General features: G+C 58.9%; 20 protein-coding genes. 8 read left to right on the top strand and 12 right to left on the bottom strand.

Annotated elements, in window-relative coordinates:
* Positions 1-41: 41 nt before the first annotated feature.
* On the top strand, positions 42-1,241 hold the full coding sequence (locus RBB76_RS18950) for a DUF1624 domain-containing protein (protein WP_429629255.1): 1,200 nt from the start codon (positions 42-44) through the stop codon (positions 1,239-1,241).
* A 1-nt stretch (position 1,242) separates the two neighbouring features.
* Here the strand turns inward: RBB76_RS18950 and RBB76_RS18945 are convergent, their stop codons facing one another.
* The 6 genes from RBB76_RS18945 to RBB76_RS18920 all read right to left on the bottom strand — a co-directional run bounded on the left by RBB76_RS18945 (position 1,243) and on the right by RBB76_RS18920 (position 11,296).
* Complete coding sequence (locus RBB76_RS18945) at positions 1,243-6,078, bottom strand: Lhr family helicase (RefSeq protein ID WP_429629641.1); 4,836 nt, start codon at positions 6,076-6,078, stop codon at positions 1,243-1,245.
* A 68-nt stretch (positions 6,079-6,146) separates the two neighbouring features.
* Entirely contained in the window at positions 6,147-6,974 is an 828-nt protein-coding gene (locus tag RBB76_RS18940) for a CheR family methyltransferase (RefSeq protein WP_429629254.1), read from the bottom strand.
* Positions 6,961-8,190 carry a protein-glutamate methylesterase/protein-glutamine glutaminase gene (locus RBB76_RS18935; protein WP_429629253.1) on the bottom strand — a complete coding sequence of 410 codons (1,230 nt, stop codon included), beginning with the start codon at positions 8,188-8,190 and terminating at the stop codon, positions 6,961-6,963. The genes RBB76_RS18940 and RBB76_RS18935 overlap by 14 nt, the downstream gene beginning before the upstream one ends.
* 37 nt (positions 8,191-8,227) lie before the next feature.
* Positions 8,228-8,599: a response regulator gene (locus tag RBB76_RS18930; protein ID WP_429629251.1), complete on the bottom strand. Its 372-nt coding sequence runs from the start codon at positions 8,597-8,599 to the stop codon at positions 8,228-8,230.
* The gene (locus RBB76_RS18925) at positions 8,580-9,113 is read right to left on the bottom strand and encodes a chemotaxis protein CheW (RefSeq protein WP_429629250.1); all 534 of its coding nucleotides are present in this window, start codon (positions 9,111-9,113) and stop codon (positions 8,580-8,582) included. The genes RBB76_RS18930 and RBB76_RS18925 overlap by 20 nt, the downstream gene beginning before the upstream one ends.
* Positions 9,110-11,296, bottom strand: a complete 2,187-nt coding sequence (locus RBB76_RS18920) for a chemotaxis protein CheA (RefSeq protein WP_429629249.1) — start codon at positions 11,294-11,296, stop codon at positions 9,110-9,112. The genes RBB76_RS18925 and RBB76_RS18920 overlap by 4 nt, the downstream gene beginning before the upstream one ends.
* Positions 11,297-11,382: 86 nt before the next feature.
* On the opposite strand from RBB76_RS18920, the gene RBB76_RS18915 reads away from it, so the two are divergent.
* Entirely contained in the window at positions 11,383-11,829 is a 447-nt protein-coding gene (locus RBB76_RS18915; RefSeq protein WP_429629248.1) for a cytidine deaminase, read from the top strand.
* A 28-nt stretch (positions 11,830-11,857) separates the two neighbouring features.
* Entirely contained in the window at positions 11,858-13,249 is a 1,392-nt protein-coding gene (locus tag RBB76_RS18910; RefSeq protein WP_429629247.1) for a thymidine phosphorylase, read from the top strand.
* An 84-nt stretch (positions 13,250-13,333) separates the two neighbouring features.
* Here RBB76_RS18910 and RBB76_RS18905 read toward each other — a convergent pair whose 3' ends face one another.
* Positions 13,334-13,759, bottom strand: a complete 426-nt coding sequence (locus RBB76_RS18905) for a hypothetical protein (protein ID WP_429629246.1) — start codon at positions 13,757-13,759, stop codon at positions 13,334-13,336.
* A 220-nt stretch (positions 13,760-13,979) separates the two neighbouring features.
* Between RBB76_RS18905 and RBB76_RS18900 the strand changes: the two genes are divergently transcribed.
* Both RBB76_RS18900 and RBB76_RS18895 read left to right on the top strand, forming a co-directional pair.
* A complete protein-coding gene (locus tag RBB76_RS18900; RefSeq protein WP_429629245.1) occupies positions 13,980-15,932 on the top strand; it encodes a sigma 54-interacting transcriptional regulator in 1,953 nt (650 codons plus the stop codon).
* A gap of 69 nt (positions 15,933-16,001) precedes the next feature.
* Positions 16,002-17,237 carry a NupC/NupG family nucleoside CNT transporter gene (locus RBB76_RS18895; RefSeq protein WP_429629244.1) on the top strand — a complete coding sequence of 412 codons (1,236 nt, stop codon included), beginning with the start codon at positions 16,002-16,004 and terminating at the stop codon, positions 17,235-17,237.
* A gap of 30 nt (positions 17,238-17,267) precedes the next feature.
* Here the strand turns inward: RBB76_RS18895 and RBB76_RS18890 are convergent, their stop codons facing one another.
* Entirely contained in the window at positions 17,268-18,461 is a 1,194-nt protein-coding gene (locus tag RBB76_RS18890; RefSeq protein WP_429629243.1) for an acyltransferase family protein, read from the bottom strand.
* Positions 18,462-18,747: 286 nt separating this feature from the next.
* Here RBB76_RS18890 and RBB76_RS18885 point away from each other — a divergent pair, with 286 nt between their 5' ends.
* Complete coding sequence (locus RBB76_RS18885) at positions 18,748-19,872, top strand: PP2C family protein-serine/threonine phosphatase (protein WP_429629242.1); 1,125 nt, start codon at positions 18,748-18,750, stop codon at positions 19,870-19,872.
* A 152-nt stretch (positions 19,873-20,024) separates the two neighbouring features.
* Here the strand turns inward: RBB76_RS18885 and RBB76_RS18880 are convergent, their stop codons facing one another.
* On the bottom strand, positions 20,025-20,558 hold the full coding sequence (locus RBB76_RS18880; protein WP_429629241.1) for a hypothetical protein: 534 nt from the start codon (positions 20,556-20,558) through the stop codon (positions 20,025-20,027).
* A gap of 477 nt (positions 20,559-21,035) precedes the next feature.
* Here RBB76_RS18880 and RBB76_RS18875 point away from each other — a divergent pair, with 477 nt between their 5' ends.
* Positions 21,036-21,944, top strand: a complete 909-nt coding sequence (locus RBB76_RS18875) for a purine-nucleoside phosphorylase (RefSeq protein ID WP_429629240.1) — start codon at positions 21,036-21,038, stop codon at positions 21,942-21,944.
* A 74-nt stretch (positions 21,945-22,018) separates the two neighbouring features.
* Here RBB76_RS18875 and RBB76_RS18870 read toward each other — a convergent pair whose 3' ends face one another.
* From RBB76_RS18870 to RBB76_RS18860, 3 genes are all read right to left on the bottom strand, one after another.
* Positions 22,019-22,861, bottom strand: coding sequence for a lysophospholipid acyltransferase family protein (locus RBB76_RS18870; RefSeq protein ID WP_429629239.1), 843 nt, complete (start codon positions 22,859-22,861; stop codon positions 22,019-22,021).
* Positions 22,848-23,660, bottom strand: coding sequence for a GNAT family N-acetyltransferase (locus RBB76_RS18865; protein ID WP_429629238.1), 813 nt, complete (start codon positions 23,658-23,660; stop codon positions 22,848-22,850). The genes RBB76_RS18870 and RBB76_RS18865 overlap by 14 nt, the downstream gene beginning before the upstream one ends.
* Positions 23,661-23,772: 112 nt before the next feature.
* Entirely contained in the window at positions 23,773-24,555 is a 783-nt protein-coding gene (locus RBB76_RS18860; protein WP_429629236.1) for a lysophospholipid acyltransferase family protein, read from the bottom strand.
* Between the two features lie 73 nt (positions 24,556-24,628).
* Here RBB76_RS18860 and RBB76_RS18855 point away from each other — a divergent pair, with 73 nt between their 5' ends.
* A complete protein-coding gene (locus RBB76_RS18855; RefSeq protein ID WP_429629235.1) occupies positions 24,629-25,195 on the top strand; it encodes a DUF2062 domain-containing protein in 567 nt (188 codons plus the stop codon).
* Positions 25,196-25,236: the final 41 nt, after the last annotated feature.

Raw genomic sequence — 25,236 nt, 5'->3', positions numbered from 1 at the left:
TTCACCCCAACGATCCCTCTAAGCGATAATGGGCCACCAAAGTGTCCACAATCGTCAAATCCAGTTCGCGTCTCCAATCTATTGACGCTCTGCGCGGCGCAATCATGATCATCATGGCGCTCGATCACACCCGCGACTTCTTTCACATCTCCGCAACGTACTTCTCGCCCACCGATCTTACCCGCACCTATCCGTTTCTCTTCTTCACTCGCTGGATCACCCACTTCTGTGCTCCCGTCTTCACCTTCACCGCTGGCCTCGGAGCTTTCCTATGGCTAGAGCACGGCCGCACCAAAACTAAGCTATCGACATTTCTGTTAACAAGAGGAATCTGGCTTATCTTCCTGGAACTCACCGTCATGCGTCTCGCCTACAACTTCAACTTCGCCTCCCGCTTCCCGGTCCTTCTTCTCGTCATGTGGGAGTTGGGCGGCTGCATGGTAGCGTTGGCCCTCTTAGTCCAGCTTCCCTACCGCCTTCTCGCAGCCTTGAGCATCGCAGTCCTTGCACTCCACAACCTTCTCGACCCGATTAACGCCGCATCCTTCGGCAGTTACGCCCCTGTCTGGAACGTAATCCATCAACCCGGCGCCTTCCTCATCCATGGTTTAGTCATCGTCGTCGGCTACCCACTCGTACCATGGATCGCCGTCATGTCCGCAGGCTTTTGCTTCGGCCGCGTCTTTCTACTGGAGCCAGCCCGCCGCCAAAAAATCATCCTAACGACCGGCTTCGCACTCACAATAGCTTTCCTCGTCCTGCGCGCAATCAATATCTACGGCGATCCCGAACGATGGTCGTCTCAGCGTTCCGTCATCTCCACTCTTCTATCTTTCCTCAATTGCACCAAGTATCCGCCGTCACTGCTATACCTCCTCATGACGCTCGGACCGGCACTCATCGCGCTTGCCCTCTTCGACCGCCACCGATTCAGCATTACCAATCCCCTCATCGTCTTCGGGCGTGTCCCTCTCTTCTACTTCATTGCGCACTTCTACCTCATCCATCTTTTGTCATTCCTTACCAGCTGGATCCGTTACGGCGCGCAGTCCTACCCAATCCTCTTCAGCTCTCCGCCGGCGATGGGCGGCCCCGAAAAGCTCTTTCCGCCGGACTTCGGATATCCACTTTGGGTCGTCTATGCAGTCTGGCTCTTCGTCGTAATCTCTCTCTACCCGCTGTGTCGCTGGTACGCAAACCTCAAGGCCACACGATCCGATTGGTGGCTAAGCTACCTCTAGCTCAGGCATTCGCTCTAACCTCACCACGAGCCCCCGGCAGTGGCGGCAGCCCTCGTCGCACATTGAACCCCATCGCCCCCGCCGCAAACCCTGCATCCAGCAGAAACCGCGCCATCGGGTGCTCAGCCACCGCAATCCCATTCACACTTGCAATCAGAATCCCGCCACGACCCTGCGCATCTTCCTGGTCCTGCACCTTACTCACCAGAAACTCCGCCAGCTTCCTCGCCACCTGCGACCGCTGCGGCTCCTCTTCCGGCAAAAAAACCTGCAGGTTCGGATTCCCCCTCCGCAGATAAGCCACGAGTGCGCCATCGCAAAGAATGACTCGCGCCCCAACACTTCGCGTCAGCGAAGATCCCGCATCCGGCGCCGCAGGCCACCGCAGCAGCGCGCCATAAGGATTCGCCGGATCGGTCGCCGCCAACTGCAACATCTCCACCTTCTCGGGATCCTGCTGCACCCGCAGCGACCGCAGCAAATCCACCGCCGCCGGCATCGCAAACTGCGTCGCACCAAGATCCGCCGCGAAGTACCCTCGACGAATCTTCCCGCTCTCCTCCAGCGCCTTCATCACGTCATAGATCGCCGAAAATCCCCCCGGCAGATTCTCCGCATGCGCCGTCTCACGAAACACCACACCATATCGGGTCAACAACTGTTGTGCAATCGCATGACTCCACTCTGTCGCCGACCGCCCACTCGCAAACGCCGCAACATTCAACGCCCACCGGCCCTGCGCCGTAGGCGGTGTCGTCCGCCGCGATCGAAATCCCGTCTGCTGATGCACCCTCCGCGCGGGTTTCCTCGAACTGTTCGAAGCAGGCCTCTCGCAGTAAGCCCTTAACCCCGCCATCCCGTCGTTCGTCAGCGCACCCTTCCAAACTAGCTCCCACAATGCCTCAAGCGTCTCCCCTGGATAACCACCGCCAATCCCATCATGCAAATCCTGAAAGAAGGAAGCTCCCCGCACCTTCAGATACTCCACAATCTTCTCTTCCGCCTCACTCAACGCGAATGCAGAGCCATCACCTTGAGCAGAGCGAACGCCATCCTGCTGCCCCGCCGAACGCCCAATCGGCCAAAGCGCAGGCAATTTCTCTGCGAGATAAAGTCCAATCCGTCCATCCCTCTCTCCAATCGGATCGAACCCGACCCAGATCACCTCACCCGCAGCAATCAACGTATCCAGATCCGCAGTCTTATACCCCACCAACCGCGCTGGCAGAATCTCACTCTCCAGAATCGAAGCCGGCAGCGGCGCCCCTTGAAGATTCTCAATCACATCCAGCAACGCATCCAGACCCCGCCGAGGCTGCACCACTCCCTGCCACCGCGTGAACAATCTCGCCAGCGTCCTCTGTTCAACCGGCTCAATCTCCTTGCGCAGCCGAGCCAGCGAGCGACGCCGAATCGCACGCAATACCTCGTTATCGCACCACTCCCGATGAATCCCTCCAGGTCGGAACCCGCCCTCCACTACCTTGCCGCTCTGCACCAACCGTTGCAGCACCGACTCCACACTCTCCGCCGCGAGGTCGAACCGTTCACTAACCTCATACGTCGTAAAAGGTCCATGCGTTCTTGCAAAACGCCGCACCAGATCTACCAAAGCCTCATGAGCCTCCTCCAAAAACGCCCCCGGCAGACCCGGCGGCAGCGGCACGCCGAGCCCATCTCGATACCGCGCCGCATCCTCCACCGCAATCAGCCTCTTCTCCCCGCTGATCCGCACCTCAAGCACCCGCCGAGCTCGCATCAGCTTCGCAACCGAACTTGCAACCTCCTCCGTTACACATCGGAGCTGCAGCTCATCCCGATTCAGGTCCCCCAATCGCAACAAGAGATCATGCACTCCATCCATATTCCGAGCGCGATACCCCTCCACTACGCACTGCAACTGTTCCTCCGTCTCTTCAATCGCACTCCGATCCAGTAGCTCTCGAAGATCCGCATCCCCCATCAATTCGCGCAACTGATCCTGGTCGATCGACAGCGCCTGCGCCCGCCTCTCAGCCAGCGGCGCGTCCCCATCGTAGATATAGTTCGCCACATAACTGAACAGCAACGCTGAAGCAAACGGAGAAGGAGTCCGCGAATCCACCGTATGCACCCGCAGCGAACGGCTTCCAATATTCCGCAGCGTCTCCATCAGCGCAGGCATGTCAAACACATCGCGCAGACACTCCCTGTAAGCCTCGAGCACAATCGGGAAAGAAGCATACCTGCTCGCCACACTCAGCAAGTCATACGCGCGCTTCCTCTGCTGCCAGAGTGGAGTCCGACCATCCGCCCTCCTTCTCGGAAGCAACAAAGCCCTCGCCGCGCTCTCCCTAAACTTAGCCGCAAACAACGCCGTCGATCCCAACTGCCGTAGCACCAACTCCGCAGCCTCCTCCGGCTCCAGCAGAATCGGATCAATCGCCGGAGCTTCCTCGGTCTCGGCAAACCGCAGCACAAAGCCATCCTCCGACCACATCGTCTCAACTTCCTGCCCACTCGTCGACCGCAGCTTCGCCGTCACCGCCATCGCCCACGGCGCATGCACCCTGCTGCCGAACGGCGTCAGCACACACACACGCCAATCCCCCAGCTCATCTCTCACCCGCTCCACAACAATGTTCTGATCATCAGGAACATTTACCGTAGCCAGCTCCTGATCGGCGAGATACCGGAGCACATTCTCCGCCGCCCCCGGCTCCAGATCATGCTCCGTCGTCAGCCGCGCCATCGCCACACTCCGCGGAGCCTCCCGCAACTCCCTCACCAACGCGCCAATCCGTCGCCCAAACTCCAGCGGCCTCCCCGCCTGATCTCCATGCCAGAACGGCATCTTCCCCGCCTCACCAGGAGCCGGAGTCACTAGCACCCGGTCATGCGTAATCTCATCGATACGCCACGTCGAAGCCCCAAGGATGAACGTATCTCCCGTTCGGCTCTCAAACACCATCTCCTCATCCAGCTCACCCACACGCACCGGCTTCGACCTCTGTCCCGCCAGAAACACCCCATACGTCCCACGATCGGGAATCGTCCCCCCATTCAAGATCGCAATCCGCTTTACCCCCGCGCGCGGTGTAATCCAGTTTTTATTCCGGTCCCACGTGATCCGCGGCCGCAGCTCCGCAAACTCATCCGACGGATACCGCCCCGCCAACATATCCAGCACGCCATCAAACACGCTCTGACTCAATCCCGCAAATGGAGCTGCCCCACGCACCAAACCAAACAGCGCCGCATAGCTTAGTCCCGGACTCTCCTCTTCCTCGGTCTTGTGCTTGGTCCGCCTCTCTGCATCGGCAACGTTCAAAGGCGGATGCGCAATTACCGCTACCATCTGCTGCGCCAGCACATCCAGCGGATTCCGCAGAAACCGCGTCGACTCCACATGGCCCTCATGCATCGCTCGCGTCACTGCCGCACACGCAATCAAATCCGCCCTGTACTTTGGAAAGATAATCCCATTTGACGGAGCCCCCACCTGGTGCCCCGCCCTTCCAATCCTCTGCATCCCACTCGCCACACTAGGCGGAGCCTCAATCTGAATCACCAGATCAATCGCCCCCATATCGATCCCCAGCTCCAGCGACGAAGTAGCCACCAGCGCCTTGATCCTTCCCGCTTTCAGCAACTCCTCGATCTCCGTCCTCTGCGCCGCCGCCAGCGAACCATGGTGCGCCAGCGCAACCTGCTCGCCCGCAAGCTCATTCAAAGCCCCCGCCAGCCTCTCCGCCACTCGACGCGCATTTACAAAGATCAACGTCGAAGTCCGCCCCCGAATAATCTCAAGCAACCGTGGATGAATCGACTGCCAGATCGACGTCCTCTTCGGTCCCTGCGACGCCGGCCCACTCGGCTGCTCTTGAATCTCCCCGAGCCGCGCCATATCCTCAACCGGGACCTCCACCTTCAGCTCGAGAAGCTTCCTCGCCCCAGCATTCACCACCGTCACCGGCCGAAACCGCGCAGCACTCGCTCCTCCTTCCGCACGCGAGTCCTCACTGCCAGCCACCTCCATCAACACACTGTTCGTCTCTGCATCAACCTCCGCAGCATGACTTAAATTCGTGCCTTCCACAGGAACATATCCAGACGTCTCCGCCCCACCCAAAAACCTCGCCACCTCCTCCAACGGCCTCTGCGTAGCCGACAGCCCAATCCGCTGCAGCTTCCTCCCCGTCAGCGCCTCCAACCGCTCCAGCGACAACGCCATGTGCGCCCCACGTTTACTCGGCACCAGCGCATGAATCTCATCCACGATCACCGTCTCCACCGACCGCAATGACTCTCCCGCCTCCGACGTCAGCAGCAGATACAGACTCTCCGGCGTAGTGATCAAAATATCGCCAGGATGCTTCCGAAACCTCGCACGCTCCTTCTGCGACGTGTCGCCCGTACGCACGCTAATCTCCGGCATCCGCACTGCAACACCCTCGTGCTTCGCCATGTTCGCGATGCCCACCAAAGGCGACCGCAGATTACGCTCCACATCCGCAGCTAATGCCTTCAAAGGCGAAAGATACACCACCCTACATCCGCGCTCGGCCTCCGGCGCAGTCCCCATCATCAACTTATCGAGACACCACAGAAACGCCGTCAGCGTCTTCCCCGTGCCTGTCGGCGCCAATATCAGCGTCGACTCTCCACGAGCAATCGCTGGCCAACCCTCCACCTGTGGAGCAGTCGGAGCATCGAACACTGCCCGAAACCACTTCGCCGTGATCGGATGAAACAGCGCTAACGCTGCATCGCCCCCAGGATTCGGCGTTGGCGGCAACGCAGCTTCAATAGCAACTTTTTTCCTCGATTTGGCAGAACTCGGCGGCATAGTCCTCATGTGCGCTGTCAGCAGCATAACTGCCGCACACAATTGGATGCGCTTCTAAGCCCCTAAGTCAAAAATCCTCACGAGGCTTTCACGGGACTATAGAAATAGCAGTCAGCCCCAAACTCCACCTCGAACAGGTTGGTCGAATCCTCCGCCTGCTCCGCGTTTCCCAACACCAGGTAGCCCGAAGGCGATAGCTTCCGATGAATCTCATTGAAGAGCGTCCTGCGATCCTGCTGAGAAAAATAAAGCAGCACATTTCTTAGCAGCACCAAATCGAAGAACGGTAGAAAAGGAAGCGGCCCACACAAATTGGCATAATGAAACTCACACAGCGACCGAACCTGCGGACTGATCTCCCACTCCTCTCCATCGCGGGTCATATACTTCAGCAACATCCGTGCCGGCAGTCCCCGGTTTACCTCCAGTCGCCGATACCGCCCCTTCTGCGCATAATCAACGACGTGTCGCGAAATATCCGTGCCCACAATCCTCACATCCCAACCCGCAAGCTCCGGAAAATGTTCCACGATCATCATCCCCAGACTGTAAGCCTCCTGTCCGGTCGAACTCGCCGCGCTCCAGATCCGCAGACGCCGCGCTTCCTTTCTCTGTTCGATTAATCGCGGAATCAAAACCTGCCGCAACATCTCGAACGGCCTCATATCCCGAAAGAAGCTCGTCTCATTAATCGTCATCGCCTCTGCAACCGCGCGATGCAGATGAGCCGGCCTCCCCGACTTCAACATATTGACGAAATCTCCAAGGCTGTCCGCGCCCGACAACCTTGCAATTGGCGTCAATCTCGTATCGAAGAGAGCGTTGCGCGACGGATCAATCAGGTTCGACGACTGCTCCAGCACAAGCTCACGAAGATAAGCGTAATCCGTATCAGAACAGGCCATCGGTCATCTCCCGCCGCGGCACCATCGTGGATGCTGCATGGTGTGCCGTATCCATCTTCATCAGTCTTCCCGCGTTGACTCGTTGCTTCAGCGCACTCGCAATCTCTACAAGCGGCAGCGTCGCACTCGCTATACCAGCCTCGGTCACCTTCCCCGGCATCCCCCACACTGCAGAACTCGCCTCATCCTGCGCCAGCACCACTCCCCCGCCTTCATGCACAGCTCGCGCCCCATCCAGCCCATCTGCTCCCATTCCCGTCATCACCAGCGCCAAGGCCGAAGCACCATACATCCGCGCCGCAGAGAAAAACAGATAGTCCACCGCAGGCCTGCAATGATTTAAAGGCTCCCGCTGATGCAGCCGAACTCTGCTGCTCCTCCCCGCTAAACTCCCATCATGCCGATCCGTTAATCCGTTGCCCGGACCAACCTCCATATGCGCATCCCCCGGAGCAAGCCAGATCGTTCCAGGTCGAATTATGGCGTTCTCATAGGCTTCCTTCACTCGCAGCGCACAGCTCTTATCCAACCGCTCCGCCAGCGCGCCAGTAAACAGCTTCGGCATATGCTGCACGATCAACACAGGAACAGGAAAGTCCGCCGGCAGCCTCGGCAACAACTGCTCCAACGCGGACGGCCCCCCCGTAGACAACCCAATCACCACCACCTCAATCGGAGAAGACGTCTTCGTCGGCACTGCACTCGACGAAACATTGAAAGCACTTCCCAAGCCACTCCGCGCGACAGCATTCTTTTCCTTCCGCTTTCCCCCCTTGGCCAGCGCAGCAATTCGCGGCAGCAGTTGCTGCGACAGCGAAAGCATCGCCGAAGCAAAGTCTCGCTGCTCCGCGGGCTTCGTCACATAGTCCGCAGCGCCGCACGCCAGCGCCTCCAGAGTCGACCTCGCTCCACGCTCCGTATGCGCACTGCACATGATCACAGGCAGAGCCGGGTTCTCCACCTGTAACCGGCGCAACACCTCCAGCCCATTCAGCCTCGGCATCTCAAGATCCAGCACCAGCACATCCGGCATCAGCCGCTTCACCGCCTCCAGGCAATCGACCCCATCCTGTGCAACCCCGCACAACTCCATGCGCGGAAGCTCGCTCAACCGATCCTCGGCATGCGTTCGAAACAGCTTCCCCATTACGCCGCGCATTACCGCCGAGTCGTCCGCGGCAAGAATGCGGAGCGGCCGTTCATCCGAAGCTTTCATGTCTGCTTTCCTCAGCCTTCCTCTTCCACCCACAGCTTCAAGCAGCGATTACACCAAGCAGAAGCATCTTCTCCCGAAGGCTTTCGGGAGTGAATGGCTTCATCAGAAACTCGTCCGCACCGTTATCGAGCGCCGTCGTAATAAACGAGTGATCGGCCTCGGTCGTCACCATCATCACCTTCATCGCCGGGCCCAGCCTCGCTTCACGCAGTTTCTTCACGCACTCCAGACCGTTCATCACGGGCATGTTCACATCGAGCAGCATCAGATCGAACGACTCCGCCGCTGCCAGCACCGCCAGCGCATCGCTGCCATCCTTCGCCTCTTCACACACAACATCCATTCGGTTCAGCAGGTGCCGCAAATACTCGCGGATAAAGCTCGAATCATCAACGATCAGGGCTCGCATCTATGCCTCCGTTCGAACTATTTTTGAACAGCCCAACCTCCGACAACCGCGACGGAGACAACTTCTGCGGATCGAGCTGCACCATCAGCCCCGCCTCCATCTTGTAGGCGCCATCAAACAGCCACTTGCCCCGAGCCTCCAATGTGCATGGGTTATCCTCCAACACTCGCCGGCTCACCGTAACCACTCCGCCCACCGCATCCACCACCAGGCCAAACCGTTCCGCAGCTTCATCATCGGCCATCACCAACACGCAGCATTTCCCCGTGTGCGCCTCCATCCCCAGCAAAGCGCGAAGATTCACCGTCGTCAGCACCTCGCCGCGATAGGGAACAACTCCTGCAATGAACGTCGGTGACATAGGCACACGCTGCAGATCCCGCTCTCCAAGTACCTCGCGAATCTTTCTCGTATCGATGCCGAACATCTCACTGCCCGCAAAGAGCGAACACAGCGACACCGCGTCGTTCTCATCCTGAATTTCGTCAACCTTCTCCCGACCTGCTATCTTCACGCGACCTCCTGCCATCCAGCCTTCGCCTTCACTCCAAACTCACGATGAACCAGCGTCAGCTTCTCTTTCACCAGAGCGAGTTCCATCCACTCGGTCGCCTCATCCTGATCGAGCAGCGTTCCGTTTGAAACATCCAGCACTCGTCGCACCACCATGCCGCCGCGCTGTGCTCCTCCCACGTTGGCATCGCCGCAGATCAACACCGTCACCATCGCCTCTTCGCCCGCCTGCCGCGCCGCCTCCATCTCAATCAACACATTTCCTTCATCCCTCAAGGGCAGCAGTTCCCCACGGTACTGAAGCAATGCACGTCCACCCGCATATTCGATCTGCCCCAGCGGCACGCTTTCAATCCGCTCCACAACATCCAGCGGCAGCGCCGTTCTCTCCCTCACACGATCCTCAAAGATCAGGAACGAAGAGCCCGTAGCCTCATGCACCGCAGCCTCTCTTGCGCCGATCCCGCCAACTTCTTCTTCAATCGGCTTCACCCCCGCACGAGCTGCAGTCGCACCGACATCCAGAATCAAAGCAAGCGATCCATTCCCCAGCACCGTCGCGCCGGAGAACAAGCCAATCTCACGCAGCACCGGTGAAAGCGGCTTCACCACAATCTCCTCCGGAGACATCAAGTCATCGACCACCAGTCCGTACCTGCAACCCTCCGCCTCAAGCACCGCCAGATAGTGTCCCTTCGACTGATCCGGATTATCAGCATCCAACCCCAGCAAACGATCGAGCCACACCATCGGCAACAACCGCTCTCGCAGCCGATACAGCTCCGACGAACCAATCCTCTGCACTACCTGCGCAAACTCACGCTCCGGAATATCCACCAGCTCGACCAGCGTGCTCTGCGGCAGCGCGAACGCCTGCCCTCCACTCTTCACCACCAGTGAAGGAACAATCGCCAACGTCAGCGGCACCCGCAGGCGTAGCGTAGTCCCCACGCCTCTGCGCGATTCAACCTCAACGCTCCCGCCAACTTTCTCCACGTTGGCGCGCACCACATCCATGCCGACGCCACGTCCCGAAACCGTAGTCACCGTAGCAGCCGTCGAAAATCCCGGCAGAAAGATAAGTTGCAACGCCTCCCGCTCCGACATCCCAGCAGCATCTTCCGCCGTCACCAGATTGCGTTCGATCGCCTTCTGCAAAACCCGCTCAATTGGAATCCCCGCGCCATCATCTTCAATCTCGATGACGACCGAGCCACTCTGATGAAACGCCTTCAGCCGCAAACACCCTTCAGCCGACTTCCCCGCCAGCACACGGTCTGCAGGAGACTCGATCCCATGATCGACCGCATTCCTCACCGCATGCGTCAGTGGATCTTTGATCGCCTCGAGAAGACTCTTATCCAGTCCCGTCTCCTGCCCGCTAAACTCCACCCGCACCTCGCGCCCGCACGTCCGCGCAAGATCCCGCACCATCCGCGGAAACTTCCCAAACAGATTCCCCACCGGCTGCATCCGAGCCTGCATCACCGTCTCGCGCAGATCCGCCGTCACACTATCCAGCCTTCGTGCCAACTCCGGAAAGTTCGCCGCCTCCATCCCGCTCTGCAGCATCTGGTTTCGCGTCAACACCAGCTCGCCCACCAGGTTCATCATGCGGTTCAGCACATCGACGTCAATCCGCAACGTCTTATCCGCGCTCGCCTTCTCCGTTACCACCGTCGGTTGCAACGCAGAAGCCGCACCACCACTCGGCGCGCTCGGCACAGCACCCTCCGCCTTGCCCGCCGCATCCACCAACGCAATCTGCGGAGCCTCTATCTCCGGCAACTCCGACGGCGTCTGCCCGTTCAGCATCGCCAGTTCTGCGATCAGTTCGCCATCTTCATCGCCCGCCCGAGTCCCTTCGCTCCCCGTCTCCTCGATCAGCACCAGAATCGCCCGCAGCCCATCCATCAGGCGCAGCAATCCGCTGATCAGATCCGAGCTCACCGCAAGCCGCCCATCGCGCAGCGACCCCAGCAGATGCTCACCCGCATGCGCCAGCTTCTCCAGCCGATCAAATCCCAGAAATCCCGTCGTCCCCTTGATCGTATGGACGGCGCGGAAGATCTCTCCCAGCAATCCACTATCGTCAGGCCGCATCTCCAGCTCGGTCAGGCACCGTTCCATCCGGTCCAGACCCTCCTGGCTCTCCGCAATAAACTCTTTCGTTAGCTCGTCCACACACCATATATCGGGCGCAGGACGGCAACCATGAGGCGCCTCGCCACTTGCTATCGTCCCCCGCACCCGATAGCCTCACTCACATCATGTCTTCCGAACTATCCGACGAATTCTCCAAAAACCACCCCAGCGACCTCACCCCCACGCAAATCGCCAGTCTGCAACAGCATGCCGTCACTGTGGCCCACCACGCCTACGCCCCCTACAGCAAATTCCGCGTCGGCGCAGCCGTCCTCCTCACAGACGGTACCATCGTAACCGGCTGCAACGTCGAAAACGCCTCCTACCGCCTCACCACCTGCGCCGAGCAGACCGCCATCACCTCCGCCGTCGCCCTCCACGGCCCCGGCATCCGCATCCGCGCCATCGCCGTCGCCAACCTCAACGAGACCGCCAGCCAACCCTGCGGAGCCTGCCGCCAGACCATCCACGAATTCAGCACACCTGACACCATCGTCTTCTACCCCGCCGAAGCCGGCACGATCGCCCAGGCCACCATCGCCGAGCTCCTACCCGCCGCCTTCCTTCTCTAGAATCGTAACCAACATCGAAACAAATTCAATGACCCAAACCATCCATCCCATCGACGTCATCCTCCACAAGCGCGACGGCCGCGTCCTCACCGACGACGAGATTCAGGCCTTCATCTACGCTCTCGTCCACCGCACGCCACAAAAACAGCTCGTCACCGACGCCCAGATCGCCGCCTTCCTCATGGCCGTCTTCCATCGCGGCCTCACCCCGCAGGAGCTCGCCACCCTCACCTCCGCCATGCGTTACTCCGGCGAAACGTTCGACGCCTCACCCCTCCACACCTTCACCGTCGACAAGCACTCCACCGGCGGCGTCGGCGACAAGACCTCACTCCTCATCGCCCCCATCCTCGCCGCCGCTGGCCTCGCCTCTCCCACGCCCTCAGGAATCCCCGGCATCTGCGTCCCCATGATCTCCGGCCGCAGCCTCGGCCACACCGGCGGCACACTCGACAAACTCGAAACCATCCCCGGCTTCAACACCCAGCTCACCCTCGACCAGATCTTTCTCTCCCTCGAAAAATGCGGCGCCGCACTCGTCGGCCAAACCCCGCGCCTCGTTCCCGCCGACCGCATCCTCTACGCCCTTCGCGACCACACCGGCACCGTCGAATCGCCCTACCTCATCACCGCCAGCATTATGAGCAAAAAACTTGCCGAAGACCTCAACGCCCTCGTCCTCGACGTCAAAACCGGCAGCGGCGCCTTCATGCCCACGTACGACCAATCTAAACTCCTCGCCGAACTCATGGTCCAGACCGGCGAATCCTCCGGCACCCGCACCATCGCGCTCCTCACCAATCACGACGAACCCCTCGGCCGCTTCGCCGGCAACTGGGTCGAAGTATGGGAGTGCGTCGACATCCTGCGCGCCAAACGGATCGAAGACCGCCACCCCATGTCCGCCGACCTCATCCAGCTCACAAACATCCTCTCCGGCTGGATGCTCCACCTCGCCGGCCACGCGCCAACCCCCGAAGCCGGAGCAAAACTCTCCGACGAGATTCTCCTCAGCGGCGCAGCCTTCAAAGCCTGGCTCAGAATCGTAGCCATCCAGTGCGGCGACGTCTCCATCTTTCACGACCCCGCCGCACACCACCAGCCCACCGCCTCCCGCACCCTCACCGCAACCCACGCCGGATACCTCGCCTCCATGGACTGCAAACAAGTAGGATGGGCCGTCCAGCGTCTCGGCGCCGGCCGCGCAAAACCCGGCGACCCAGTCAGCGCTCACGCCGGCATCGAGATGCACGCAAAACTAGGCGACCCAATCAAAGCAGGCCAACCCCTCATCACACTCTTCACCGAAGACGTCTCCCTCCTCGACGAACCCGAAGCCATGCTTCGCGAAACTCTTCACATAACGCCGACCGCACCGCAACTCCAACCATCTATTCGCGAAGTAATTACCCGGACCTGACTCCAGGTTCCAGAGCCGGTTCTTTACCAAGCAAGAGAAGGCCCGGCGACATCGACGCCGGGCCTTCACAACCAGAGAGAACCATTATTTCAGTGCAATGAGTACATCGTTGTTCACGCGCAGTGAAGCTTCCTGCGTCTGCGCCTTGGCCCACTTCTCCTGCTTCGAGGTCGACAGGTGGCACGTCATCGTCCCACTCGTTGTACGAACCTCGCTCAGGAAGTACTGGTTTCCGTAACGGTGGAAGACCAGCTTGTTGTCGGCTGCGTAGCCGGAATCCGGAATCGTGATCGTCATGACAGCAACGCCATCTTTGCGATCAGCAATCGTAAGTATCCGCGGCGAGCTGGCATCGTTGCCAATGGTGTAATTCCCGGCGGGCAGCGTGCGGCCATCTACCGTGAAGTTGAAGGGTACGGTTGCTGTGACCTTGTGATCCTGGGCCAGAGCGCTACCAGCGGTGACGAACCCGGCGGCGACGAAAAGTGCAATAGCGGTAAGGTTTTTCATGACGATCTCCTTTGTGAGATATCTCTCAGGTCCCGTTTGGTCTCTGGATTTCGTTCTCTCCGGAGAGTGTTGTTACGCCCGGATATATTGCAAGCGCCCTGCCAAACCCGCCCAAACTCCCACACCAAAAATCGCTACCAATATTTCCAACAAGATAGAAACTCGCGCCTCCATTCCATAGGCAACGACTAGCGCCCACCGGCCTTTCGTTGGTATCCGAATGGTTCCCCTGAGTATCCGATCGGTTCCCGCCACCCTCGAGATCGTATTTCTCCTGCCGATTCGCTACACTTCGTTCATCGGAGGCCAGATGAAACCGCGGCTCCTCGCCATCTCGGGTTCGCTGACCGGAATCGTTCGAGAGCTGATCGACAGCCCAATCTCTGTTGGCAGACTCGAAGCAAACCAGCTCTGCCTAAGCGATCCGGCCGTCTCTCGCAGACACTGCACCATTCAAAAAACTGGCAAACTAAACGGCCACTATGAGTTGATCGACCTCGACAGCAGAAGCGGTACCTTCGTGAACGGAATGCCCATCCTGCGCCGATCGCTCGAGCACGGCGACACCATCCGCATCGGCAACACCGACTTCCTCTTCCTCATGCACGAGGGCGAAGTCACTACCACCCCAAGAAGACGCTCAACGGATCTCCCTTCCAACCCATCCTCGGAGAGCACTCGAATCGCCCCACCAGCGGGCCTCCCCTCCTTTGGCGTAGAAGTCGGACGCATGGCCCGCGATCTCACCGCACTCTTCAGAATCAGCAACGTCATCAACTCCATCCGGGACTCCCAACTTCTCCAACGCGAACTTCTGCAACTCATCTTTGAAGTGGTTCCAGCCGACGAAGGAGCCGTCGTACTCTTCACTGACTTCGAAGAAGACACGTTAGAAGTCTGTAGCTGGAGTCGGGAACCCGACGCTCCGTCAAAAACCGAAATCCAGCGCGAACTCGTTCATCGCGCCTTCTGGGAGCGCACCGCCGTCCACATCGACGCCGATCCAGACTCCGGCAATCCCCACAACATCCTCTGTCTTCCCCTCGTCGCCATCGAACGAACCATCGGCGTCATCTATCTCACCTCCCAGCATCCCGCGCCGCCCTTCCGCGAAGATCACATCTACTTCCTCGACTCTGCCTCCCGAATCGCAGCCGTCACACTCGAAAACATCCTCGCTCTCGATGCTCTGCGCTCAGAGAACTCGCAACTAAAACAACAACTCAATCCCGCCAGCAACCTCGTCGGCGAAAGTCGGCAGATTCGTCAGGTCAGCGAGTTCATCGCGCGCGTCGCTCCCACCGCGTCCACCGTCCTCATTCGCGGCGAGAGCGGTACCGGCAAAGAGGTCATCGCCCGCTCCATCCACCAAAGCAGCCCAAGAAGCGATCGCCCCTTCATCGCCATCAACTGCGCCGCCATTCCCGAAACCCTCCTCGAAAGCGAACTCTTCGGCCACGAAAAAGGCGCATACACCGGAGCCATCGGCATGAGGAAAGGAAAGCTCGAAGCCGCCGAAGACGGAACCCTCTTCCTCGACGAGATCGGCGAACTCGCTCCCCCCATGCAAGCCAAACTCCTCCGCGTCCTCCAGCAAAGAGAGTTCGAGCGTGTAGGAGGAACCCGCCCCGTCGCCTTCCTGGCCCGAGTCCTCGCCGCAACCAACAAAAATCTCGAACAAGCCATCAAGTCCAACGAATTTCGCCAGGACCTCTACTACCGCCTCAACGTAGTCTCCATCTCCGTGCCGCCCCTGCGAGAGCACTGCGAAGACATTCCTCTCCTCGCCCTCTACTTCGCCTCCAAATACGCGCAAAAAAACAAGCGCCCCTTCAAAGGCATCTCCTCCGACGCACGCTCCCTGCTGATGGGTTACAGTTGGCCCGGCAATGTCCGCGAACTCGAGAACGCAATCGAACACGCCATCGTCCTCGGCCTCACCGAAGAGATCCTCGCCGAAGACCTCCCCACCATCATCCTCGAAGAGCAGTCCGCAAAGCTCGCAGGAGCGAAATATCACGACGTCCTCAACCAATCAAAAAAGGAACTCCTCGCGACAGCCCTCCGCGATGCAAAAGGCAGTTATCCCGAAGCCGCGCGTACCCTCGGCATTCACCCCAAATACCTCCATCGCCTCGCGCGAAACCTCAATCTAAAATCCGATCCACTCTAACCACCACCCCTCCGGTACACTCATCTCAAGCATTTACAACGTATTCATCCAAGTAGCAGGAGCGAAGCCTTGTCTCGATTCACCGGTCTGCTCGGCCTCATCACCTTCCTCGGCCTCGCCTACGCCTTCTCCACCAACCGCCACGCCATCCGCTGGCGCACCGTTGCCTGGGGACTCGGCCTGCAGATCCTCTTCGCCTTCCTCGTCATCAAATGGAACACCGGCCAAATCATCCTCCACAACACCTCCAACGTCATCACCTCGCTCCTCGCACACTCCGTCGACGGCTCCTCCCTCGTCTTCGGCCGCCTCGGCACCCCCGGGCCCTTCGCCGTCCTCGCCTTCGCTGTCCTTCCCACCATCATCTTCGTCAGCGCGTTCTTCGCCATCATGTATCACATCGGCCTCATGCAGCACATCATCCGCGTCGTTGCGTGGATCATGCAGCGCACCATGGGAACCTCCGGCGCCGAATCCACCAACGTAGCCGCCAGCATCTTCATGGGCCAGACCGAGGCTCCCCTCACCATCCGCCCCTTCCTCGCCGGCGCCACCCGCAGCGAGCTCATGGTCATCATGACCTCCGGCATGGCCCACGTCTCCGGCGGTATCATGGCCGCCTACATCAGCTTCGGCATCAACGCGCAGGACCTCCTCTCCGCCGTCATCATGACCGCGCCCGGCACCATCCTCGTCGCAAAAATGCTCGTCCCCGAAACCGAGGTCCCCGCCACCATCGGCACCGTCCACATGCCCCCCAACGAGGAGCACAAAGACGAAAACTTCATAGCCTCCATCGCCCGCGGCACCCTCGACGGCGGCAAGCTCGCCTTCAACGTCGCCATCATGCTCATCAGCTTCGTCGCTCTCGTCGGCCTCTTCAACGCCATCATGCTCGGCATCTCCGACTTCCTCTGGGCCCACGGCCACATCCCCTTCCCGCACTCGCTCAACGCCATTCTCGGCGTCGCAGGAGCGCCCATCGCCTGGCTCATCGGCATCCCCTGGCACGAAGCCCGCACCATCGGCAACCTCCTCGGCACCCGCACCATGATCAACGAGTTCGTCGCCTTCACCCAACTCGGCGCCATCAAGTCCACCCTCACCCCACGCACCTTCTCCATCGCCACCTTCGCCCTCTGCGGCTTTGCCAACGTAGGCTCCATCGGCATGCAGATCGGCGGCATCGGCGCCCTCGTCCCGAATCGCCGCAACGACCTCGCCCAGCTAGGCCTCCGCGCCATGCTCGCCGGCACCATGGCCAACCTCATGTCCGCCAGCATCGTCTCCATGCTCATCAAATAGCCCCGCGGACCCGAGCCAAGCCAACCACGCCTACTTCACAACGAAGGCATGCTTATGCTCCGCAATCTCCGAATCGTATTCAAAACCTCTCTTCAGTCGTAGGAACTTAACCTCGATCAGGTCATAGCTCAATTTCGAAACAAGAAAGGTCACCGGAAAATTGATCCCCAACGCGAGTATGCCTGCGATCGCCTTGGAATGAAAGTGGTTGGTCAACACAATCAGGAACTGGATCCACGCCCAGATATACAAGCCGTGAAAAATATAAAAACCATAGCTGTACTTACCCAGAATTCGCAGCGGCTTTGCATAGAACAGTCGAAACGCGGGCGAGCCCGCTCGTATCGTCAGACCAATCAGCCCCGCACACGCCAGAGCAGTAAAACTCAAACCAATCGTCAACAGCCACACCGAGTCATACGCAGGCGACAGGAAAAGTACTGCCAGACTCGCCAGCCCCGCAATCAGCAGGAGTGGCCGGCAAAGCCTCTGCCAGCGGTCAGCGTTCGGACCGCGCAGCAGCAACGCAAGTATCCCGCCAATCAACAAGGTGTCCATCCTGAACGGTAACGTTCGGATAATCCATGTCTCCGCCAAGATCGGCCCTGCCAGCGCAATCATCCCGCAACGCAAGATCAGCGCCAACACGGCAAGTCCGCCCGCGGTCCACAGCAGTTTGGTCCGATCTCGCACCATCCACACAACCACCGGCCAAAGCAGGTAAAACTGCTCTTCCACGCACAACGACCAGAAGTGGCCGATCTGCACTTTAAAAGTGTCATGGTTTCTGCTGAGGATCTCGTACAGCGAAAAATCGTGGTTTCCCCAGAAATTACCTACGTAAACAAGAAACAGCAGGTGACCCGGGCGCCACTGATAGTGGAGGAATGGCGTCAGCGCAAGCAGAATAGCCACCACTAAATAGAAAACCGGAAAGATTCTCAAGCTGCGCCGCACAAAAAAGCGTTTGAAAAAATGACTGTCGTTCCGCGTATCGAAGAGAATGCCTGTGATCAGAAAACCTGAGAGGACAAAAAACAAATCCACGCCAAGCCATCCACGTCCGCGAATCTGATTTAATACTTGAAGTACCACTCCACCGTGAGCACCACCACCGTAGTGATCCAGGAAAACCATCGTCACAGCCACGGCACGAATACCGTCGAGCGCAGGAAAACGATCTTTGAAATTTATCGGTAGAAATTGCCGTGCTCTCTCTGACATAACCTTCTGATTCGCGTTTTTTTTGCGACGCGATTGTGATCTACCCAACTGTTCCCTAAGCTCAAGATCCTAGCATGATCAGTTTCACAAAGACACAAACTCACGTCATCACTTCTATGGATAGCAAAACCGCATCGTCTCCATGCTCATCAAATAAACTTCGGTCTAACCAGCCCTTTGCAATAAAATTCTCCGCAATCCTGCTTCTCTCCCAGCGCATCGCGTGACGAAGAGAATGCAGTAAACTGCGCGTCACAGGCGGGTAGAGACAGGAGAGCTCAGCGCGATGGCATTCCTCAGAAGCAGTAAAGACAGTGCCGAGTACAAACAACAAGTTCAAACCGAAGAGATAAAAACCACTGGCCTGCTAAACCTGGTCGTCGTCCTCGCCGTCGTCTCCGTCGCTTACACCGACTGGATCGTCGTAGCCAACATCTCCCTCGGCTACCTCTACGTCCTTCCCATTGCTCTCAGCGCCTTCATCAACCCGCTTCCCATCACAATCGGGCTCGCTGTTCTGGGATCCATCCTGCAAGAGTTCTTCGGCCCCGCCGGCGACGACACCCACGTCAGAATCATCCGCTTCATCATCTGTCTCGCCGGCTTTCTCATCGTTGGGTTTCTCGTCAGCCTCATCGCAAAACAACGCGCCCGCCTCGCCGCCGAGATTCGCCTCCAGCGCGACGAATACGAAAGCGACCTCCTCCTCGCCGCACAAGTCCAGCGCCAGGTGCTACCGAAAGCTCCTATCGTTCCAGGGCTCGAACTCGCAGCCTTCATGCAGACCGCACGCCTCCTCGGTGGCGACTACTACGACTTCTTCCAGATCTCCGACGAGATAGTCGACGTCGTCATAGCCGACGTCTCCGGTAAAGGTGCCGCCGCCTCTCTGCTCATGCCTTCACTCGCCGTAGCCCTGCGTCTTCGCGCCCACGAACTCAGCGGCCCAGCCGCGATCCTCAAAGATCTCGACGAATGCCTCAAGCAAATCACCCGTCCTGCCACCTTCGTCACCATGTTCTACGCCCGCTTCAATACCAAACTCCACACCCTCGAGTACGCCAACGGCGGCCACAACCCGCCTCTGCTCCTCCGTCCACAAACAGGCGAGTCGCTCCTGCTCGAGAACGCAGGCCCCATCATGGGCATCCTTCCCGGCGCCGAATTTTCAAACACTCTTATCAACCTCAAGGCCAACGACGTGATCACCCTCTTCACCGACGGTGTCACCGAGCAGGAGAACGATAGCGAAGAGCAGTTTTCTCTTGACCGGCTCAAAGCGCTGGTCCTCTCTGAAGAGAACAAACCTGCCGCCACCCTCGTCACCGACATCTCTGAAGCGGTCGCCAGCTTCGCCGGAGCAAAAGAACAGGAAGACGATCTCACCGTAGTCATAGTCAAAGTTCTCTGATAGATCCCCACCCGACCAACGGGAGGACCAGAGCCGATGATCCCGCAAGAAAAGGTACACCCGCCACGAAGTGGCCGCCCGAATCGGGGTCCCCGCAAACTTCGTTTGTGGGGTGACCAAGCGCAGCGGGCCGTCCGGCAGGACAACTGCCTCTAACCAACCAGCTTCAAATAATTCGGCTCATCCGCAATCGTCCGATACCGAAACTGCCGCACAATCTTCGGCCCTTTCAGAAAGAAGATGCCCTGCATCTGATGGCCGTCTTCTTTGATCGCCCCGATCCCGTGCTTGAAGAGCGCACCTGTCAACCAACCCACCCATACCGAAGGCTGCAGCAACGTCAGCGCCGGATGAATCCTCGGCAACAGGAACACCGGATTCTGATAGATCTTAGCCTCGGGATCGCTGACCCGTTCCACATCCCCGATCCCATAGTAGTCAAAGAACGGCTTCGCACGTTCAGGCGTGCCCAGATGCACAAATACCGGCCGCACCCCGCGGCGCGCCAGTTCCTCACGAAGATCCGCAACATCGCTGATCGCCTGACGACAGAAGGAACACCCAAAGTGTCGCAGAAAGATCAGCAGCACCGGCGAAGCCTCCGTCAGCGCCAGCAAACTAGCACCAGACTCCGTATGGATGGAGGCAAGCACCTGCGCAACATCCTCGGTAGAACTAACGCCCATGCTTACCATCGCTCGAACCTGATCATGCTTTCACTCCTCACAAACTCTTCCGCCGAAACTTCACACATGCCATCGTCTTCTACACCTTCAACCCCAAACCACGCATCCTGTTTTTTCTGTCAAGCCTCCAGCGCGCTCGCAAAATAAAAATACGCCTTCCGTCGCTCCATCAAACCCGCGCCAATCCACGTCTTCCGCGTCCATGCCCCAGTGAAAAATAAATCCGAAATTCGTGGCATGTTTGCCCCTGCCAACTCGATAGACTTATAACAGTGACGAATTTAAGAGAGGTCTGGATCCGCATCGACCAAGCAGCTAAGCTAAGTCCTTTCGCTGGACGAATTTAGCCGTAACCCTTTTGCAATGACGAATTTGCAGAGGATGGCCTACTGTAAGTTATTCATTCCGGCTAATTTACCCGCCAATAAGGGGAGGGGGTACCCCCAAAAACCGGAACCTGGAGACGCAAGGAACGCGATGACCGAGACCACCAAGACGACCGACCTCTACAGCAAAGCGCATGCAGCAGCCGACTACATCCGCAACAAAACTTCACTCCTTCCCTCCCTCGGCATCATTCTCGGCTCAGGTCTCGGCAACTTCGCCACCCACGTCAAATCCGCCACCCGCATCCCCTACGCGGACATCCCGCACTTCCCTCAATCCACCGTCGTCGGCCACTCCGGCCACCTCGTCCTCGGCACCATCGCTGGCGTCTCCGTAGCCGTCATGCAGGGCCGCGTCCATGCCTACGAGGGCTACAGCATGGGTCAGGTCACCTTCCCCACCCGCGTCCTCGGCCTCCTCGGTTGCAAGACCCTCATCGTCACCAACGCCGCCGGAGGCATCCGAACCAACCTCTCCCAGGGCTCCATCGTCGCCATCTCCGACCACATCAATCTCACCGGAACCAACGCCGCCCTCGGACCCAACGAACCTCGCTTCGCCATGGCACCCGGCGCCGGTCAACGCTTCTTCGACATGTCCACCGCCTACTCCCTGCGGCTCCGCACCCTCGCCATCGAAGAAGCTGCCCGCCAGGAGTTTCTCCTCACCGAAGGCGTCTACCTCGCTGTCCTCGGTCCCAGCTTCGAAACTCCCGCCGAAATTCGCGCCTTCCGCGCCCTCGGAGCCGATCTCGTCGGCATGTCCACCGTCCACGAGGTCATCGTCGCCCGCCACATGGGCCTCGAAGTCCTCGGCCTCTCCCTCGTCACCAACATGGCCGCCGGAGTCCCCGCCTACGGAGAGGAAAGGGCCGACACCATCGACCACGAGGATGTCATGGAGACCGGCCGTCGCGTCGAAAAGCAGTTCACATGCCTCCTCAGCGCTCTCATCCCACAAATCGTAGCGGAGCAACTGGCAGCGGCGAATAAATTGTAACCAAAACCGTGCCAATTATCGGTGCAAATGTAACCAGGATCGGATCATATAGCTCAACCGCCCGCCGGGGCCTCTTACAGAGCCTCCACCAACTCGGAGTCACCCTCCCACACCACGTTTGACTCAGCTTCAGGCCTCAACCCCTCATACATCTCCGCCACCGTCGCCTGTGCTGTCTCGGACAACACAAACCGGTCCGCCCGCTCAACGATCTCCTCGCCGAACCGTATCTTCGCCCTCAGCCCCCGCAGCCCAAGAAACCGGAACATATGCGGCGTAAACTTCATATCCCCCCACCAGCACACATCCTCGCCCACCGTCGCACTCCCATTCACCGCATATGAATCAAGCGAATACCGCAGCGCAGCAACCCGCAGCACAACCCCACCATTCAGCACCGAGTGAAACAGCCCCCGCCGAAACGGCAACACCTCAGCTCCCTCCGTCGTAGTCCCCTCCGGAAAGAACAACACCGGCAGCCCGCTCCGGTAAGCCTCCGCCATCGCCGCATTCACCCCGGGATACGTCTTCGGTCCACCGCCGCGTTCCACATACACGGTCCCCGCCTGCGCCGTCAGCCAGCCCAGCAACGGCCAACCACGCACCTCGGTCTTGGCCACCATCACAAATGGCTGCACCGAGCTGTACAGCAGAATATCTAGATAACTCAGGTGATTCGACACCACTGCCCCACCGCGAGGCACACTTCCCTCAACGCTGTACTCCAACCCCAGCGCCTTCACCATCCGACGGCACCATCCGTGAATCCATACGGCACCCTCCGCACCAACCTTCGGGCGCCGCATCCAGCAGTCCACCACCGCCGCCATCAACAATCCAACAAACAAAAACCCACGCAGCCCCGAACGCAGAAATCGCCACACTGCGATCACCCCACTCACCTCAGCATCCCTCAAGAAATCTCTTCGCCACCCTCGGATGCAGCGTCTGCAGATCGAGCAACGTTAGAAAGTCAATCGTCTTGAAGTCGCGATCGATCGCCGGTTCGCTGCAGATCTTCGCCCCAATCGTCAGGTAAGCCCGCAGCAGCTTCGGAGCCCGCACATCCGTCATCTCAACCTCTGCCGCAGGCAACCGATACGCAGGCGTAGCAACCGTCAACAGCGCCGGTTCCACCATGCAGTTCCGCAGCGACTCATACACCGCATGCCCCATCTCCGCATCCTGCGACGTCAGAGAGCAGCACCCCATCATGTAACGCGCGCCGTTCACCAGCGCATACCGCGCAATCCCCCGCCACAACAGATGCAACACCTCCGACGACCGATGCTCCCGATGGATGCACGCCCGCCCCAGCTCCACAATCTGCCCACGCATTCCCGCATAGGGAGCAAAGCAGAACTCCTGCTCGCTGTAATAACCAAAATACTTTCCCGCCACATCGCCCATCTGCATCCGGTAGGTTCCCACAATCTCACCGGTGCCACGTTCCTGCACGATCATGTGGTCGCACACGTCGTCGAAGTGGTCCTTATCGTACCCATCCGCATAGGCCGACTCGAGCCCTTCATTCATCTCCAGGTTGAACACCAGAAAGCGCAGCCTGTACGCCGCAGCGCGCTCCCCCTCGCTCAACGCAAGGCGCACAACATACTCTCCGGCCTCCAGTCGAATATCTTTCTTCGACGGCAACTCCGGCGACATTGCTTTATTTGGAAGAAGTGGGACGGACCGCGACTCAGTTACTGTGAGCATCGAATCTCCTGACTACGTCCAGAATGTGGTTGCTTTCGATGTCAGTGTGCGTCGTCTTCTGTAACAGAGTGTTCACGGCAAGTGAACATTCGTTGAATCAAAAATGGTGCATCTACCTCGGCACCCGCTCTTCTCCCACTATTGTGTTACCTAACCGAAGCGTAGCCACAGCAGCCCTTGCCTCCACCGCCGCCTCTTTCCTGTGCAGAGTATCGCTTGAAAACTCTATCGGCTCCTCGGCAAACCGCACCTCCGCACGCACACCGCGCAACCCGAGAAACGTAAAAATATGCCCGAGCATATTCCGCTCTCCCCAATAACAAACGTCATCCGCAACACTCACATCCGGTCCATTGTCCTCTGCGAATCCATAGCGAATACAAGCAGCCGTAACCGGAGCTCCTCCATCGAGCGGCTGCGCCAGCAGACCGCTATGAAACTTCAACAACCCACTCCCATTGCTCGTCGTCCCTTCAGGAAAGAACACAACCGGCAACCCTGCATCCACCGCCGCCTGCATCCCCTCGCGCGCCTTCATCGCAGACCCACCATGTCCACGCGCAACGTAAACCGTTCCGGACATCGTCGTCATCCACCCCACCACTGGCCAGCCTGCGACCTCCGCCTTCGAAACAAACACGCACGGATGAATCGCCGCATACACCACGATGTCCAGATAACTCAGGTGATTGGAGATCACCACTCCCCGTTTCGGAAAACTGCCCGAGACGTTGATCTCAATCCCCATCCCCCGCATGGCCCGCGCACAAAATCGATGTAGCCAATCGGCTCGCTCCTGCCGCGTCTCCGGTTGCTTCACCGCCAGTTCCGTTCCCGCCGCAACAAACATTCCGACCATTCGAACGCAACGTCCCACAGCCCGAAAAAAAATCACCAGATCCGATCCTCACTTATTCAAAGCCCGCGCCATCGTACGAAGTCTCCTCGCGCAGTCTATCCTGTCATCAGTGCAGCCCAGCGAATCAAACCTCAACGCCCACGACAAAGTTATCCCCACCCCCGTCCACCACAGCTGGCTCTACCGCCGCGTCGCTCTTCCCATCCTCGCGCTCCTGCGCATGGGAGCATCTCCTCAAAAACTAGCCTGGAGCATCGCCGTCGGCCTGCTCATCGGCATCAATCCCATCCTAGGCAGCACCACCGCTCTCTGCCTTGCCGTTGCCTTCGTCCTACGTCTCAACATCGCCGCCTCACAACTCGGCAATCACATCGTCTACCCGTTCCAACTTGTCCTCGTCATTCCCTTCATCCGCCTGGCCAGCCGCATCTTCCACACCGCGCCCATCCCTCTTTCGCCAGGCGAACTCCTACGCTCCGCCCGCGAACATCCCATCGCCCTCTCGCGCCAACTCTGGCTATGGGAGTGGCATGCCTTCCTCCTATGGACCATCCTGGCCGTGTTCGCTATTCCGACCATCGCACTCACATTGACGCCGCTCCTCCGACGATTTCTCGAACGAGTCGAACACCATCAATACCCAATTCTCTCGGCAACAACCCAATCCGAAAAATAAATCAGTCTCGAATATCTGTTGCTCCCTCATTCAACAACTTC

The sequence above is a fragment of the Tunturiibacter psychrotolerans genome (genome assembly GCF_051013365.1).
GTDB lineage: Bacteria > Acidobacteriota > Terriglobia > Terriglobales > Acidobacteriaceae > Edaphobacter > Edaphobacter psychrotolerans_A.
Note: the sequence above shows the minus strand (reverse complement) of the source record. Positions and strands in the feature narration are given on the sequence as shown.

What these genes read in the sequence shown, in the direction of transcription:
- RBB76_RS18945 (WP_429629641.1), bottom strand. Translation starts at nt 6,078, where the DNA reads ATGAGGACTATGCCGCCGAGTTCTGCCAAATCGAGGAAAAAAGTTGCT.
- RBB76_RS18940 (WP_429629254.1), bottom strand. Translation starts at nt 6,974, where the DNA reads ATGGCCTGTTCTGATACGGATTACGCTTATCTTCGTGAGCTTGTGCTG.
- RBB76_RS18935 (WP_429629253.1), bottom strand. Translation starts at nt 8,190, where the DNA reads ATGAAAGCTTCGGATGAACGGCCGCTCCGCATTCTTGCCGCGGACGAC.
- RBB76_RS18930 (WP_429629251.1), bottom strand. Translation starts at nt 8,599, where the DNA reads ATGCGAGCCCTGATCGTTGATGATTCGAGCTTTATCCGCGAGTATTTG.
- RBB76_RS18915 (WP_429629248.1), top strand. Translation starts at nt 11,383, where the DNA reads ATGTCTTCCGAACTATCCGACGAATTCTCCAAAAACCACCCCAGCGAC.
- RBB76_RS18910 (WP_429629247.1), top strand. Translation starts at nt 11,858, where the DNA reads ATGACCCAAACCATCCATCCCATCGACGTCATCCTCCACAAGCGCGAC.
- RBB76_RS18905 (WP_429629246.1), bottom strand. Translation starts at nt 13,759, where the DNA reads ATGAAAAACCTTACCGCTATTGCACTTTTCGTCGCCGCCGGGTTCGTC.
- RBB76_RS18900 (WP_429629245.1), top strand. Translation starts at nt 13,980, where the DNA reads ATGGTTCCCCTGAGTATCCGATCGGTTCCCGCCACCCTCGAGATCGTA.
- RBB76_RS18890 (WP_429629243.1), bottom strand. Translation starts at nt 18,461, where the DNA reads ATGTCAGAGAGAGCACGGCAATTTCTACCGATAAATTTCAAAGATCGT.
- RBB76_RS18885 (WP_429629242.1), top strand. Translation starts at nt 18,748, where the DNA reads ATGGCATTCCTCAGAAGCAGTAAAGACAGTGCCGAGTACAAACAACAA.
- RBB76_RS18880 (WP_429629241.1), bottom strand. Translation starts at nt 20,558, where the DNA reads ATGGGCGTTAGTTCTACCGAGGATGTTGCGCAGGTGCTTGCCTCCATC.
- RBB76_RS18875 (WP_429629240.1), top strand. Translation starts at nt 21,036, where the DNA reads ATGACCGAGACCACCAAGACGACCGACCTCTACAGCAAAGCGCATGCA.
- RBB76_RS18865 (WP_429629238.1), bottom strand. Translation starts at nt 23,660, where the DNA reads ATGCTCACAGTAACTGAGTCGCGGTCCGTCCCACTTCTTCCAAATAAA.